At 50.0% G+C, this 16,371-nt stretch carries 6 protein-coding genes; 5 read left to right on the forward strand and 1 reads right to left on the reverse strand.

What is annotated here, in order from left to right:
* The first annotated feature begins 188 nt into the window (after positions 1 to 188).
* Positions 189 to 7,784 (forward strand): pullulanase, encoded by a 7,596-nt coding sequence (locus NST07_RS09450; protein WP_342481428.1) that lies wholly within the window; start codon positions 189 to 191, stop codon positions 7,782 to 7,784.
* A 92-nt stretch (positions 7,785 to 7,876) separates the two neighbouring features.
* Here NST07_RS09450 and NST07_RS09455 read toward each other — a convergent pair whose 3' ends face one another.
* On the reverse strand, positions 7,877 to 9,622 hold the full coding sequence (locus tag NST07_RS09455) for an alpha-glycosidase (RefSeq protein ID WP_341091306.1): 1,746 nt from the start codon (positions 9,620 to 9,622) through the stop codon (positions 7,877 to 7,879).
* Positions 9,623 to 10,403: 781 nt separating this feature from the next.
* Here NST07_RS09455 and NST07_RS09460 point away from each other — a divergent pair.
* The 4 genes from NST07_RS09460 (at position 10,404) to NST07_RS09475 (ending at position 16,315) form a co-directional block, all read left to right on the forward strand.
* Positions 10,404 to 11,741, forward strand: coding sequence for a maltose ABC transporter substrate-binding protein (locus NST07_RS09460; RefSeq protein ID WP_341377851.1), 1,338 nt, complete (start codon positions 10,404 to 10,406; stop codon positions 11,739 to 11,741).
* A 106-nt stretch (positions 11,742 to 11,847) separates the two neighbouring features.
* Positions 11,848 to 13,164, forward strand: a complete 1,317-nt coding sequence (locus NST07_RS09465) for a sugar ABC transporter permease (RefSeq protein WP_341377852.1) — start codon at positions 11,848 to 11,850, stop codon at positions 13,162 to 13,164.
* Complete coding sequence (locus NST07_RS09470; RefSeq protein WP_341091310.1) at positions 13,161 to 14,006, forward strand: sugar ABC transporter permease; 846 nt, start codon at positions 13,161 to 13,163, stop codon at positions 14,004 to 14,006. Before NST07_RS09465 ends, NST07_RS09470 begins: the two co-directional genes overlap by 4 nt.
* Before the next feature lie 197 nt (positions 14,007 to 14,203).
* Complete coding sequence (locus NST07_RS09475; protein WP_342481429.1) at positions 14,204 to 16,315, forward strand: methyl-accepting chemotaxis protein; 2,112 nt, start codon at positions 14,204 to 14,206, stop codon at positions 16,313 to 16,315.
* Positions 16,316 to 16,371 lie beyond the last annotated feature (56 nt).

Genomic DNA, 16,371 nt, shown 5'->3' on the forward strand with positions numbered 1-16,371 from the left:
AAATAAAGTTTGCAGGGAATGTGTAGGTTTGATATTTTTGCAAACGTTTGCGCAATGACTTCGAATTAAAATCTATAAGGGGGTGTCATTCCATCAGGCTTTAGAAGCATGAAATGTTGGATCAAGGAATAAGAAATCAGTGTTTTCTCTGTTCAGGAATCAAATGCAAATATGGGGGGATTGAAGGAATGAGATTGGCTTTATGGGGTAAAAAGGCTTTTGCCATTAGTATGATCCTTATTCTTGTGTGCTCTTACTTTACAGGGTACACGGCAAAAGTGGATGCTGCCACATCCAAAGTCGTGCTTGTAGGCGACCTCCAGTCAGAATTGTCTGCTGGTTCAGGGCAAGCGGATGACTGGTCACCAGATGCAACAGTCACTCAGATGACCTATACAAACAATGGTACTTATGTCTTTACAGGCACGCTGCCGGCAGGGACCTATAAGTACAAGGTAGCCCTTAACGGCACCTGGGACGAAAGCTATGGATACAGCAGTTATACCCATACTGAAGGAACTGATGACGGCGGCAACATCGTGATTACGTTGGCTGCTGAAACAACGGTTACCTTCTATTTCAACGAGATTACCAAAAAAATTGCCGACTCGACGTATTACTCGCCAATCGCAGACAACAGACTGCCGCGGCTGGTGGGTACTCTGCAAAGTGAGCTTGGCGATGCGGGCGATTCCTCGCCAGCCGACGCGAAGACGACATTGTCCGATCCGAACTTTGACAATGTGTATGAGCGGACGGCTGATCTTCCTAAAGGCGACTATTCGTACAGCGTCTTTGTGCCGGGAGCAACCCCGCAGGAGGATAAGTTTTATCCTGAGCATGAACAGGCCTTGAATCTGCCGGCGGATCTGCCGGTCACCTTCAAATACAACGCGGCGGATCATGTCGTCAGTGCCAAATTTACGGCTCCGGTTGTTCCGGGTAACAATGCCCCTGTACCGGATGGGCATCTGCGGGTTCACTACCAACGTACAGCCGGTGATTATGCGGAGCAGGGTTTATGGCTCTGGGATGATGTAGCTGCACCTTCCTCCGGGTGGCCTGCGGGTGCCACGCCATTCCCTGAAGGTCAAACTGATTCTTATGGGGCGTATACCGACGTGCCGCTTAAGGCAGGAGCCCAAAAAGTCTCCTTCTTAGTTGTCAACCGCAACAATCAGGCCAAAGACGGCGGCGACAAGCTGTTCACAATCAATACTCCGCAAGCGAATGAAATCTGGATCAAGGAAGGTTCGGATCAGGTGACGCCGTATGAGCCGGCAGTAATTCCTGCAAATACCGTCCGGATTCATTACATGAGAAGCGATAATCAGCAAAGCCAGTATGGTTTATGGCTGTGGGATGATGTCGCAACAGCACCGGTTAACTGGCCGTCGGATGCTGCTACGTTTCTCCCTGAGAATGTGGACCGCTTCGGTGCGTATATCGATATTCCACTGAAAGAAAATGCCAAGAAAATTGGCTTCCTCATCGTTAACCCGACAAATGAGGACAAGGACGGCGGCGATAAAGCTTTCAGCCTGCTGGACCGTTACAATCAGCTGTGGGTAAAAGAAGGGGATAACAATGTCTATGTTTCTCCGTTCGGGGAACAACCGGTAGGACTCGTGTCGGCTGAAGTACTATCGACCAGCAAAATCCTTCTGGGCTTCACCTTAACCGACGGTTTAGATGCTGCTGCATTAAAAGCTGGAATTACCGTCAAGGACAAAGAAGGTACAGCTATCCCGGTAAATGCAGTAACCATTAAGAGCCCGACTTCCATTGAGGTGGATACAGCAGCTTTTGATCTGGGTAAAACACCGTTGAGTGTATCTTTTTCCGGCAAAACGGTGTCCGCTTCCGGCGGCTGGAGAATGATCGATGAAATATACAATTATACTGGGGACGACCTTGGGGCTGAGTATAGTGCGGCTGAGAAGTCGGCCACGCTCAAGTTATGGGCTCCTTTGGCCAGTTCTGTTGTAGCAAATGTGTACGATAAGAGTGATGCTGCCAAACTTGTCGGCCATATCAGTCTGATTAAGGGCGAACAAGGCGTTTGGTCTGCGAAGCTGAAGGCGTCTGATTTAACTGGCGCTCCCGGGGAGTCAGATGTAAGCGGATACTATTATCAATATGAAGTTACCAATGACGGGGTTATGAAGCAGGTGCTTGATCCGTACGCCAAGTCCATGGCCGTGTTCACTGTGGATACCACAGGTGCTGCGGGCGCTGGCGGAGATACAGTGGGTAAAGCAGCCATCGTTGACCTAAGCCGGACCAATCCGGCTAACTTCCATAAGGCAGATATCGCCGGTTATGAACAACGCGAGGATGCCGTCATTTATGAAGTCCATGTCCGTGATTTCACGTCGGATATTTCAATCGAAAGCAGTCTGGGCGGCGAACGCTGGGGCTCCTATGCCGCTTTTGAGAAGAAGCTGGATTATATTAAATCTTTGGGCGTAACCCATATTCAGCTGATGCCTGTAATGGCATGGTATAACGGCGACGAGACGAAGATGGGGCAAAGAGAAAGTGAATATTCAGCGCAAAATAATCAGTACAACTGGGGATATGATCCGCATAGCTACTTCTCCCCGGATGGCGCATATTCACAGAATCCTGCCGATCCAGAACTGAGGATCAAGGAGCTTAAAGGGCTTATCGACGCAGTGCATGAGGCCGGGATGGGCGTCGTTCTGGATGTTGTATATACCCATATGGCGAAGAAGGAATTCTTGAACGATATCGTGCCTAATTATTATGCGTTCCAGGATGCAAACGGCAACTTTATCGGCGGTTTCGGCAACAACCTGGCGACAAACCATAAAATGGCGGAGAAGCTGATGGTGGATTCCGTCAAGTACTGGTTCAGTGAATACAAAATCGACGGCATGCGCTGGGACATGATGGGCGATGCCACGGCAGATGCTGTGCAGGCTGCCTATGATGCCGCAGCAGCCATTAACCCGCAGGCGCTGTTCATCGGCGAGGGCTGGAAAACGTTCGGCGGAGCCGCTTCCGATCCTTCTCTTGCAGGTAAAGGCGCGGATCAGGATTGGATGAATAAGACGGATAGTGTCGGCGTATTCTCCGATGAATTCCGCAATGAATTGAAATCAGGTTATGGTTCGGAAGGTGAACCGAGGTTTATTACGGGCGGGGCACGTTCCATTGAGGCGATACTGGACAATATTAAAGGCCAGCCGTCCAATATCCCGGCGGATGATCCGGGGGATATCGTGCCGTACATTGAAGCCCATGACAATCTGACACTGCATGATGTAATTGCGCAGTCCATCAAGAAAGATCCGGCAATTCCCGGGAACGAGCTGGAAATACAGAAGCGGATCAGGCTCGGCAACATGCTGGTATTCACTTCCCAGGGTACCTCCTTCCTGCAGGCAGGCCAGGAGTATGGACGCACCAAGCAGTGGAAGGCAGATACTATTCCTGAGCAAAAAGCTACAGAGCTAAAGGACGCAAACAATAATTCATTCGGGTATTTCATTCATGATTCCTATGATTCATCGGATGCGGTCAACATGTTCGATTGGTCCAAGGTAACCGATGAAGTGAACTTCCCGGTGCAGAACATGACCAAAGATTATACCTCAGGCCTCATTAAGCTGAGAAAGTCTACAGATGCATTCCGTCTGGGCGACATGAGTCTGGTGGATTCTAATGTCAGCCTGATTCCGGCGCCGGAAATGCAGGAGACCGGTCTTGTGATCGGGTACAAGAACAAGGCCACTGATGGTACCGGCATCTATTATGTGTTCATGAATGGCGACAATGTATCCCGAACGCTAACACTTTCCGAGGATTTAACAGGCGGCAGCGTACTGGCCGACGATGACGAAGCGGGTACTGAAGTTATCCCTGCTGCAGCCCAGTCCGGTTTTGCATTAACGGCTACGTCCATTGAACTGCAGCCGTTGACTGCTGTAATTATCAAGATGGATGCCGCAGCAGCTGTGCTGAGTTCTCTGGAAACGGACAGCAGCAGCTACTCCCTGCAAATTGGCAGCACACATCAATCGGCTGTATATGCCAAATATGATGACGGCAGCAAACGTTCGGTTACGAATACTGCCACTTATATTTCCGATAAACCGGAAGTGGCTGCCGTTACAAGCAAAGGTCTCGTAAGGGGGCTCAAGGCTGGAACAGCCAACCTTACCATTACCTATGGCGGAAAAACAACGAAGGTAACCGTGAAGGTAACGAAAGAGCCGGTGGATAGCAAACGTTATGTCCAATTGACCTATGTCCGTGACGACAAGGAATATACGGATTGGAATCTCTGGATATGGAACACTGGAGTTAAAAATGATCAAATTGATTTCACAACGTTTAAGGATGGTAAAGCCAGTGTTCTGATTGAGGTGGCGCCAAATGCCACAAGCGTGGGCTTCGTACTGCGTAAAGGAACGGACTGGAATACAGGCAAACAAGACTACCCGGATGATCGTGTTATTCCGCTTACCCCGGGTGAAAATTTCACCAAGGTCATTGTGACCAGTATGGTGAAGGAGCTTGACATCAAACCGGTTATTAGCGGTCCAGTCATGAAAGACGGGACGATTACCTTCAAGTACCGTGATGACGAGCTTTTCCGCGGCGGCAACCTGGAATCTATCAGCGAGGCCAAAGTGAAAGTAAACGGCAAAGAATACCCGATGGTGTATGATCCGTCGAGTGAGTGGTTCAGTTATGAACTGACTGGCGTGGAGGAAGGAACGTATAAGTATACCTTCCTGATCACTAAGGATGGAGTTACTGAAGAACTCACCGATCCGAAAAATACGGTGAACGGTGAATCGGTTGCCGTATATCATCGTCCAGTCGTTACAGTCAGTGCAAAAGTACAACCGGAAGCTGTTACATCGAGTGAAAATGCAATTGTGACGGTCAGTGCAGCCTCCGAAGAAGCTGTAACCTATAAGCATGGATTCATGGATCTGACTGTCATTGGGGGTCCAAGCGAAGTGAAGCTCGATACCGGGCTCATGAAACAGACCATTGCGGTGAAGGATACCGTAGCTGCGGGCATCAAAACCATTCCGGTCACGCTTATTGACCAATACGGAAATACGCATAAAGGCAGCGCCTCCATTGAAGTGAAAGCCAGAACCTATACGGGAGCCAAGCTGGATTTCGATTGGGATGAGGCACGGATCTATTTTGCCCTGACCGACCGCTTCAAGGATGGTGACCTCACCAACAATGAGAACGTCGATAAAACACATCTTGAAGCCTACCACGGCGGAGACTTCCGCGGGATGATCAACAGTCTGGACTACCTTCAGGAGCTAGGGATCAACACGCTCTGGATCTCGCCGATTGTCGACAACATTGATTTCAATAAGGGGGTTGATTTCGGCGGTACGCAGCAGGCTTACCATGGTTATTGGGCCAAGGATTTCACCCAGCTGGATGAACATCTTGGCGATATGGCGACCTTCCGCGAACTGATTGAGAAGGCACATGACAAGGGTATCAAAATCATGGTTGACGTTGTGCTGAATCATGCAGGCTACGGTTTGGAAGCAGAGGATAACTATCCGGCCGTTACCGCAGAGGATAAAGCGCGCTTTGACGGCATGCTCCGTACGGACAATGTATCGGCCGATACTGACCCGATCAAGGGCGAGCTTGCCGGCTTGCCGGACTTCAAAACGGAAGATCCTGCAGTTCGCGCAAAAATTATTGAGTGGCAAACGGGCTGGCTGGATAAGGCACGGACAGCTCGCGGCGATACGATTGACTATTTCCGTGTGGATACCATTAAGCATGTGGAAGATACGACATGGAAAGCATTCAAAAATGCGCTGACAGCAATTGACCCCGGCTTCAAGCTGGTCGGTGAATATTACGGCGGCACCATTGATAGCGACGGTGGCATGCTGCAAACCGGGCAAATGGACGGCTTGCTGGATTTCGGCTTTAAGAATGCGGCGAGAGATTTCACGAACGGCAAAATCAGTGATGTGGATGCTTACCTTCAGGACCGTGAATCGAAGATTGACAATACCCGGATGATGGCTCAGTTCTTGAGCAGCCATGACGAGAACGGCTTCCTGTCCGACTATGTGGACGGGGACAAAGGCAAGCTGAAAATCGCTGCCGCTCTGCAGATTACAGCTAAAGGACAGCCAGTTATTTACTATGGTGAAGAACTCGGACGTTCAGGCAGAAATGCCGGAGACATGTCGAAGGGAGAATTCAGCGAAAATCGTTCGGATATGCCGTGGGATCAGCTTACTGCTGAGCAGGGTCTTCACGACCACTATCAGAAGCTGCTGAATATCCGTGCCAAATACTCTGCGGTATATGCCAAGGGTACACGTACGAAGCTGGCAGGTTCGGATGAACTGGGATATTTGGCTTTTGACAAGCAGTACGGTTCCCAAAATGTTGTGACGCTCATCAACACCAGCACGAAGGCTGTAACTGCAAGTATTCCAGTGCCGTACACAGCATTTGCTTCTGTAATAGATGAGTACAGCGGCAGAACATATGCCGTATCGTCCGACCGGAAAGTAACGCTTGAGATCCCGGGCAGAGATGAGGGAGGAACCGTTATTCTAGCGGTGGTATCTGATGGAACGCCGGGACCCGTACCCACTCCGGCACCGGCACCAGCACCAACGCCAACAACCACAACTGCAGATCCGCAAATTATTGGGGTAGACAGCTTGAAAAATGGCAAGGACGGCAAGGTAGAGGTGCAGGTTGCTGCCGGTAAGCAATCGGTGCTCTTACCGATTCAGGCAGCGGAAGTCCTCGGAACAAATGGCTTGGTACTCCATATGGGCGGGCTTTCTGTAACTCTGCCGAGTGCAGTGCTGAGCGGGATTCAAGGAAGCTTGACCGGGACTGAGGGGGAGGGGGCGCACATTCTGTTCGCAACCAGTCCGCTTCAAGGCATGGCGGCAGACACCTTCCTGGCCGGGCTGAAGCTGCAGGATACCAGAGTGACCGCTGCATCGGATGTATATGAGTTTACACTGCATATTGTCAAAAAAGACGGCACCCGTATTCCGGTTACGACCTTTAAAGCGCCGGTTACGCTTGCTTTCAAGATTACCGGCAATCCGGATAAAGAGCTGCTCGGTATCTATGTTCTGGGCGATAGCGGAAGTGTGGCATATGCGGGTGGAGCCTTGAACGGGAATGTCATTACGGCACAAGTTACGCATTTCAGCAAATATGCGGCACTTGAGCTCGACAAGACCTTTAAGGATGTTCCGGCAGCCAATTGGGCGGCAGCGGCAATTAAATCGCTTAGCGCCAAACAAATCATTACGGGTGTTACCTCTTCCGAATTCAAACCAAAGAGCAATGTCAGCCGCGCGGAATTTACCGCACTGCTGGTTCGTGCGCTTGGTGTGACTGCGGAAGGTCAGGCTGCATTCGCTGATGTGAAGCCTGCTGCCTGGTACTCTTCGTACGTGGCAACAGCGGTCAGTCAGGGAATTGTGACGGGACGAAGCCAAGAGAGCTTTGCGCCAAATGCTGCCATCAGCCGCGAGGAAATGGCCGTTATGGTTATTCGTGCGCTGGAAGTCAAACAAGGTCAGAAGGTTGAGGTGGCCTCCGGGTCAACCCGGTTTGCAGATGCTGCCGGCATCAGTGCCTGGGCGGGCTCTTATGTAAATACCGCTGCAGAGCTGGGGTTGGTGCAAGGAAAAGCCGGTCATAAGTTTGCTCCCAAAGAGCTAATGACCCGCGCTGAAAGCGCACAAGTGATTTACAATCTGCTTGACGAATAAATAGCCATATAACGAAAACGGCACTCTTCATCGCGAAGAGTGCCGTTTTTTATTTGTGAATGATATCTCGTCTGGATTGAAGTGATGGATTGTTATACTATCGCCTTAATGACGGTATAGCCGTATGCTGGCAGCTTAACGGAGAGCTTGCCTCGCTCAGCGCGCAAGGATTCGCCGGTGAACAGGTTCTCCCATTGACGTTCTTCTACGCTAATGTGGAAGGTCTGGCCTGTCCCTTCTGTGTTCATCAGTACGATGATAATATCATCGCCAAGACTGCGTTCATAAGCCAGCTTGCTGCCCTGCGGGGCCGCCTCCAGGAAGGTGAGGGCGCCGGTGCGGAGTGCAGGATGGCTGCCGCGGATCTCGATCAGCTTGCGGAAAAAGCTGAACAGCTCGCGGTCCTGCTTCTCGGGATCCCACTCCATGCATTTACGGCAGCCCGGATCGCCTTCGCCATCCATGCCAATTTCAGCGCCGTAGTAGATGCACGGCGTGCCCATAAACGTGAACTGGAACAATGTGGCCAGTTTCAGCTTCTTCTTGTCTCCTCCGGCCACAGTCAAGAGGCGCGGCGTATCGTGGCTGTCCAGCAGATTGAAGGCCACTTCGCTGGCCTGCAGCGGATAACGCGACAGCTGCTTGCCGATGGCATTGGCAAAACCTTCGGCATCAAGCGCACCGGAGATGAAGAAGTCAATTACGGCATCGGTGAACGGATAGTTCATTACTGCGTCGAATTTATCGCCTTCCAGCCAAGGGGCGGATTCATGCCAGATTTCACCCAAAATATAAGCTTCGGGATTCGCGCGTTTTACCACTTTGCGGAAGTCGCGCCAGAATTCATGATCCACCTCATTGGCAACGTCCAGACGCCAGCCGTCAAGGCCGACCTCACGAATCCAGTATTCAGCCACATTCAGCAGATATTCCTTTACTTCGGGATTCTCTGTATTCAGCTTTGGCATCAGGGGTTCGAAGGCAAAGGAATCATAATTCGGGATGTTGTCCACCACCTGCAGTGGAAACTCGCGGATATGGAACCAGTCTTTGTAACGGGAGTTTTCCCCGTTCTCCAGTACATCAACGAAAGGGGCAAAGGTTCTGCCCGCATGATTGAACACGGCGTCCAGGAGCACACGTATGCCGCGTTCATGGCAGGCATCGACGAGTTTTTTGAGTGTCTTCACATCACCGAAATGCGGATCAACCTTCATATAGTCCTCTGTATCATACTTATGGTTGGTAGTCGCCGCGAAGATCGGAGTGAAATAGATGCCGGTAATGCCAAGCTCGGTCAAATGATCCAGATGGTCAATGACTCCTTGAAGATCTCCGCCGAAGAAATTTTCCGGTGTAGGCGTACCGCCCCATGGCTGCACATTCTCGGGATTCAGACTGGGATCACCGTTTGCAAAGCGCTCCGGAAAGATCTGATAGAAGACAGCGTCCTTCACCCATGCCGGTGGTGCGAACACATCTACAGGGTTTATGTACGGAAATTCAAACAGCCGGTTCGGATTCGCCGGACGTTCTGTCTGAAAGTCGCTTTCCGTCATCCAGATCCGCTCATGACCTTGTTGCAGCAGGAAACCGTATTTCAGCCTGCGGTACAGGGGAACCGACTCACATTCCCAATAATCAAACATCGCATCCGAAGTGAAAAGCTTCATCGGAATCAATTCTTTGGTAGTATCCCAGGCATATTTATCGCCGGCCCAGGCGAATACCTCTGTCAAATCTCCTTTTTTGGCACGTAGACGAAGATGAATGGTTTGGCGGTCATAGGCATAAGACCAATTCAAGCGCGGACGGTGGTATACAGCTTCTAATAACATGATAATTCCTCCTAAAAAGTTGGTTTGTCTTGTGGAATCCCAATGCAGAACTAAGACGGTGCATTATGCGCAATTTGCATGAAGTGGATATATAAGGAACTTAAGGGGTGATATACGGACATGTGCCCGCGGTGCGCAAACATTGTGCCACGATTGCACAATATCGCCCTTACATTCGCCCATAGCAAAGAGGCACAACCGCCGCCGAAGAGTTAGTTCCGAGGTTGTACCTGTGTCAAGTAACATTGCCTTTTAGTTATAAAAGAACAAAGGGCGGATGCTTCTGCTGCTTCCAGCAGATCAAGCTGCTCATAATGGTTTGGATTATAGCACGGAATAAATAGCCGTTCAATACTATTGTTCAAACCATTGCACAATTATTCACTTGCGATCAGGCACTTTTACGGTGATCTAATTTTCAAAAGATTCATTACAGAAGATAAGTGCGGCTATAAATTGTTAATGAAAACAAATAATTAAGTAGAGACTGAAGAAAACAAAAGGAAATAAGAGTAATCTTGCGAATAAGGGATATATTGTATTGTGACCATGGATAATTAGCCGAAAATGGACGAATATACCATGTGCAAACGTTTTAACAATTAAGATTCCTGTTGTATTATAAATTAAGTAATGAAGCGCTTTCTAGAACTTGACTAAAGCGGATACAGAAGGTTGGAAGAATAAAACAGACATTTTTTTTGGATCTTCTGAAATCGTTTGCGCAAGTTCTGCAGGATCATTGTTGGCAAGCGTACACAAATTAGGAGGGGTTAAAGCAATGAAGTTGAAAAAGCTTATGGTTCTCACCGCCGCAGCGTCAATGGCACTTTCTGTTACTGCCTGTGGATCTAGCAACAACGGAAATAACGGGGGCAGCAACTCAGCCGCAACGAACGCACCATCAGAAAGCACGGCTCCGGCCGGAAACGCAGGCACAGACAACACTGGCGCCGAAACCGCACAAATCACCCCAGAAGATGGCGCAACCCTGACCGTATGGGAAAGTAAGGAAGAAAGAGCCTTTACAGACGCAATTGCGAAGGAGTTCACTGAAAAATACAAGGTTCCGGTAAAAATTGAAGAGTTGTCACCGGTGCAGCAAGTTACCAAGCTGTCCCAAGACGGTCCTTCCGGTTTGGCTGCCGACGTTGTTCTGATTCCGCATGACAACTTGGGCAGAGCAGCAAGCGCACAGCTTTTGCTTCCAAACGATGTGTTCGAGAAAGAAACAGTAAAGAACAATACAGAATCCTCGATTACCGGTGCCAGCTATGACGGTCTCCTGTACGGCTACCCGCGTGCAGCTGAAACTTATGCTTTGTACTACAATAAGTCTCTTGTTACTGAAGCTCCTAAGACCTTTGATGATGTACTTGCCTTCGGCAAAACCTTCACCGACAAATCCAAAAACCGGTATGGAATCATGTGGGAAGTCGGCAACATGTATTTCGACTACCCGTTCATCGCTTCCAACGGCGGTTATCTCTTCGGGGATAACGGCACGAACAAAGACGATATCGGGATCAATACCGACGGCGCAATCCAAGGCTTGAGTGAATTTAAGAAACTGAAAGAAATTCTGCCAATCAACAGTGGCGATATTAACCCGGATATTAAGCGCAGTCTCTTCAACTCCGGCGATGTCGCAATGGATATCAACGGACCTTGGGAACTGGCCGGATACAAAAAGGCTCTGGGCGACAATCTGGGACTGGCACCGCTGCCGACTGTCGGCGGAAAGACTGCCATCTCCTTGGCCGGCTTCAAGATCTTCGCGGTTAACGCGTATACGCAATATCCAAATGCCGCCAAGCTCTATGCTGAGTTCGCTTCCAGCAAGGATGCCCAGCTTAAGCTGAACAAACTGGTCGGATCGATTCCAACCAACTTAGAGGCTCTGGAAGACCCGCAAATCAAGGATGACCTTTATGTATCCGTTTTTGCTGAGCAGGCTAATAACTCCCAGCCAATGCCATCTATTCCTGAAATGGGGAATGTGTGGAGTCCTGTAAATGCAGCCCTGCCGGAAATCTGGGACAAAGGCGTAGACCCTAAGACTGCAATGGACAAAGCAGCCCAACAGATCAAAGATCTGAACAACGGCGCTTCGAAGTAAACATCCGCAGGTCTATTCCAACAGTATATTTATGAAATCAAATCACCCGCCGCCTGGTAGCGGCGGGCGATTCTCTGATTTCCCAGGAGAGGAGAACGGAAGGGAAATGCAGCGACACCATACTAGAACAGCAACGATACTGTCTACATTATTTATGGGATTGGGACAAATATATAACCGCCAATTTATCAAAGGTTTTATTTTTTTGATTGTAGAGGCATTAAGCTTAACTTACTTTATTGAGAAGCTGGGACGGGCGTTCTGGGGTATCGTTACCTTGGGGACAACCTCCCAACATTTTGAGAAGGTCAAAGGGATTGCCAAGTTGGTCAAAGGTGATCATTCTATATTTATTCTAATTCAGAGTTTGATTACAATTATATTCTTTGTTCTGTTTCTGCTTGCGTGGTATATGAACATTAAAGATGCCCGAAAGACTGGAGCTGTACGGGACGCAGGCCGTACTCCGGCTACATTTAAACAGAGCATCCGTTATATCCTCGACTACAAGTTTGCGCAGACATTTCTTATCCTGCCGTCTGTAGGTATTCTGTTATTTACAGTAATGCCGATCATCTTCATGATCATGCTGGCGTTTACGAACTATGCTGCGCCTAACCATATGCCTCCGGCCAAGCTGGTAGATTGGGTTGGCTTTGAAACATTCCGTAATCTGGTGGTACTTAAATCATGGAGCCAGACCTTTTACGGGGTACTTACTTGGACTATTACATGGGCGATCTTGTCCACGGTTACTACCTATTTCGGCGGCATGCTGGTCGCGATGCTGGTCAGCCAGCAAGGCATCCGTTTCAAGGGCTTCTGGAGAGCCATTCTGATTGTTCCATACGCTATTCCGCAGATGATCTCCCTTCTGCTCATGCGTAACCTGTTCAACGGCCAGTTTGGTCCGATTAACCAATATCTAAAATTTTTCGGGCTCGGTGGCCTTCCTTGGCTAACGGATCCTTTCTGGGCCAAAGTAACGGTTATCGTGGTTAACTTGTGGGTCGGTATTCCGGTATCCATGCTGCTGATTATGGGGGTTCTGACAACGATTCCGCGCGATATGTATGAAGCGGCCGAAGTGGATGGGGCGACCAACTACCAGAAATTCCGCATCATAACATTGCCTATGGTGCTGTTCTCGACGGCGCCTACACTGATTGCCCAGTTTGCAGGTAACATCAATAACTTTAATGCGATCTTCCTGTTAACAGCCGGTAATCCCCCAAACGGGGATTATCAGTACGCCGGTTCCACCGACTTGCTCGTGACGTGGCTTTACAAGCTCACGCTTGACCAGAACAAATATAACATGGCATCTGCGGTCGGAATCATTATCTTCTTGATCGTAGCCAGCTTCTCGCTTTACAATTACCGGCGGTCGAAATCATTCCAGGAGGAGGACATGATCCAATGAGCGGAGTAAATATTAAAAGAAAAATACGTCTCGGATTAAGTTATTTAGCGTTGCTGATTCTGTCTGTTGCAGCACTCTATCCTGCCATTTGGATTCTGTTATCGTCGCTGCGGCCGGGCAAATCCCTTTACAGTAAAACGCTGATTCCTGAAACGTTTACGCTTGAACATTACCGGGCGCTATTCTATGATAACACCCTGCTGTTCCCTACCTGGTGGCTTAATACGTTTAAGATTGCCTTGTTCTCAATGATCCTGGGCGTTTTCTTGACATTGCTTACAAGCTATGCAGTTTCCCGGTTCAGATTCAAGACGCGCAAGACCACCATGTCCGGACTGCTGGTGCTTGGAATGTTTCCAGGCTTCATGAGTATGATTGCCATCTATTTGCTGCTGAAAGAGTTTGATCTGCTGGATAAACATTTGGCTCTGATTATCGTATATGCAGCCGGTGCTCCGCTAGGCGGGACACTGATCGCGAAAGGGTTCCTCGATACGATACCGCGTTCGCTGGACGAAGCTGCCCGCATTGACGGAACAAGTAACTTTGGAATCTTCTGGAGAATTATTCTGCCTCTGTCGAGACCGATGATTACCTACATGGCGCTTACGCAATTTGTCGGACCGTGGGTTGACTTTATCTTTGCAAGACTCATTCTGCGGACCAAGGATAAATGGACCGTTGCCGTCGGTATGTGGGACATGGTGGATTCGAATCAGAACTCCAATTTCACGACTTTTGCGGCAGGCGCTGTACTGATCTCTATTCCGATCATGATTCTCTTTGGCTTCCTGCAAAAATTGCTCGTCGAAGGGTTGACTGCCGGGGCGAGCAAGGGGTAATCTGGCCCTTTGCCAGTTTGCACGATTTAACGAAAACAAGGTACAGCCTTCATTTGACTGCGAAGGGTGTACCTTGTCTTATGTATTTTTATTTAATTTATGGGGTTATTCAAGGACTACAGCTGGGTACCTGATTAGGCTTTAAGGATAAAACCCACTAATGTGGCGTTATTTTATTCTATGGGGAGAGTAGACTTATGAAAGGGCAACGAAGCCTGCATCTGCAATCGGTTGGCGTCAAATTATTCATAATCCTGTTCAGCACCATTCTGTTGTTGTCCTCCGTGCTTGGTTTGACTTCTTATTACGCCGCCAAAGGTATTATTACCGATGAAGTAGCTGCTGCTTCATCGCAAGCGATTGTCCAGGCAGCTGACAAACTGGATTTCCTCTTTGTCGAGTATGAAGCGCTCTCGCGGCAATTTGCCGTGGATCAGGCGCTCAAGGCAGATCTGGAGGCGGTAAATGATCCGGGTATCGGGATCGTGGCTAAGGTTGCCGCCGAAGGGCGTATCCGCAGCAAGCTGGATGCAGTCAAAGGCTCCGATGAGCGTCTATTGGGCATCCGGCTTGTTTCCCGCAGCCTCGCCGAAGTTGAATCTTATACAACCTCGGGCGTTACGGGGATCCGCACCGATGAGGGGATCCTGGCGAGATTCAAGCAGATTGACGAGGCCAAGGGTAATCCAGTGTGGTTCCCGGTCCGGCCGACGGGCTTCTTCGATACATACTCTGAAGCTTCTCTCACGATGGGACGGCTTCTGCGCAATATGCAAAATCCGCAAGCGGAATATTATATGCTGATTGAGATCAAGCGAAGCTCTCTCAACGACATATTAGCGAATCTGCGCATTGGAGAAGACGGTGAACTGCGCATCCTTGATGCTGACCGAAAGGTTGTGTATGCGAAGGATGATGCTCAACTGGAGCAGACCTCATTCATCAAGCCGTCGAGGGCAGAGGTCGAGCCTCAGGCGGCCCAAGAATTGGATCGTTCCTTTATGGCAGACGATGAAGCCGGAACGGAGCAACTGGCGGTGTACCAGCCGCTGACCACAGGTGGTTGGACACTGCTTGGCTATGCGCCGGTCAGTGATTTCACCAAGTCGGCCGACCGCCTGTTGTACATTACACTGCTCGTAGTATTCGCGGCGGCACTGATTGCTCTCTTGATCGGCTATGTGCTGGTCCGTCTGATTGGCCGGCCGCTCGGTAAGCTGGCCCGGCTGATGGAGGAAGGGGAGCGAGGCAACCTTAATGTTCGTACCAACTTCAAGGGCCGCGATGAAATCGGCCGGCTTGGGCATAGCTTCAACCGGATGATGGAGCAGATTTCCATGCTGGCCGGCCAGAGCGGCGCTTCGGCGACAGAGGTTCTGGCGACATCCGAACAGCTGGTTCATGCTTCGGCAACGATCTCGGACCATGCCCGTGAGCTGGCGGTAGCCACGGATGAAATTGCCCAAGGTGCTGCCAGTCTGGCGGCGGAAGCCGAGAGCAGCAACCATGATGTGGAGCTGATGGGCGGCAAGATGCATGAGGTGGACCAGATTAACCGGGTAATGGATGCGGCAGCCGAGAAAGTGATCGCGGTCAGCGAGCAGGGAGCGGCGCTAATGAAGACACTGGTTGCACAAAGTGAGTCGACGGTGGAGATGATGCGGCTGATTGAAGAGAATTCGGCCAAGCTGCAGGAAAGCACTCATTTGATCCGCAATATTCTGGCGCCAATGATTGCCATGAACAAGCAGACCAATATTCTGGCGCTTAATGCTTCCATTGAAGCAGTCCGTGCCGGAGCGGCCGGCAGAGGCTTTATTGTTATCGCCGACGAAATCCGCGCCCTGGCCGGCCAGTCCAGCCAATCGATTGCCTCAGTCTCGCAAATTACGGAGGAGATCGGGCGGAGTATCGAGGACACCGTCAAGGTGGTGGGCGAAGCTGTGCCGCTGTTCAGCGAGCAGATCGGCTCGGTGCGGGAATCGTCCCAGATTTTCGCGGCTGTACGCAAGGAAATGGAAGACTTCATTGAATATCTGGGTCAATCGTCGGCTGCGGTTTCTGAGTTGATCATTTTCCAGGCACGTCTTGGCGAGTCGATGGGTAGTGTCCGTTCTGTGGTGCAGCAGACCAGTGCATCTACAGAGGAAGTGGCGGCAATGTCTTCGCGGCAATTGACAGTAAGCGGCGAACTGGTGGCGCTGTCCAAGCAGCTGGAGGAACTGGCAGAGAGCTTGAAGCAATCGCTGATTTCTTTTCACGGACAAGCTGAAAATCCGCAAGCGGACAGCCCGGAACAAATGCAGTAGAGTTGTTCCGAAGAACCTCAAAATTAGTTGTGTATCTTTCCAGGCAGGCAGCGGAT

This window comes from Paenibacillus sp. FSL L8-0340 (genome assembly GCF_038593145.1).
Classification (GTDB): domain Bacteria; phylum Bacillota; class Bacilli; order Paenibacillales; family Paenibacillaceae; genus Paenibacillus_AQ.

What these genes read in the sequence shown, in the direction of transcription:
- NST07_RS09450 (WP_342481428.1), top strand. Translation starts at nt 189, where the DNA reads ATGAGATTGGCTTTATGGGGTAAAAAGGCTTTTGCCATTAGTATGATC.
- NST07_RS09455 (WP_341091306.1), bottom strand. Translation starts at nt 9,622, where the DNA reads ATGTTATTAGAAGCTGTATACCACCGTCCGCGCTTGAATTGGTCTTAT.
- NST07_RS09460 (WP_341377851.1), top strand. Translation starts at nt 10,404, where the DNA reads ATGAAGTTGAAAAAGCTTATGGTTCTCACCGCCGCAGCGTCAATGGCA.
- NST07_RS09465 (WP_341377852.1), top strand. Translation starts at nt 11,848, where the DNA reads ATGCAGCGACACCATACTAGAACAGCAACGATACTGTCTACATTATTT.
- NST07_RS09470 (WP_341091310.1), top strand. Translation starts at nt 13,161, where the DNA reads ATGAGCGGAGTAAATATTAAAAGAAAAATACGTCTCGGATTAAGTTAT.
- NST07_RS09475 (WP_342481429.1), top strand. Translation starts at nt 14,204, where the DNA reads ATGAAAGGGCAACGAAGCCTGCATCTGCAATCGGTTGGCGTCAAATTA.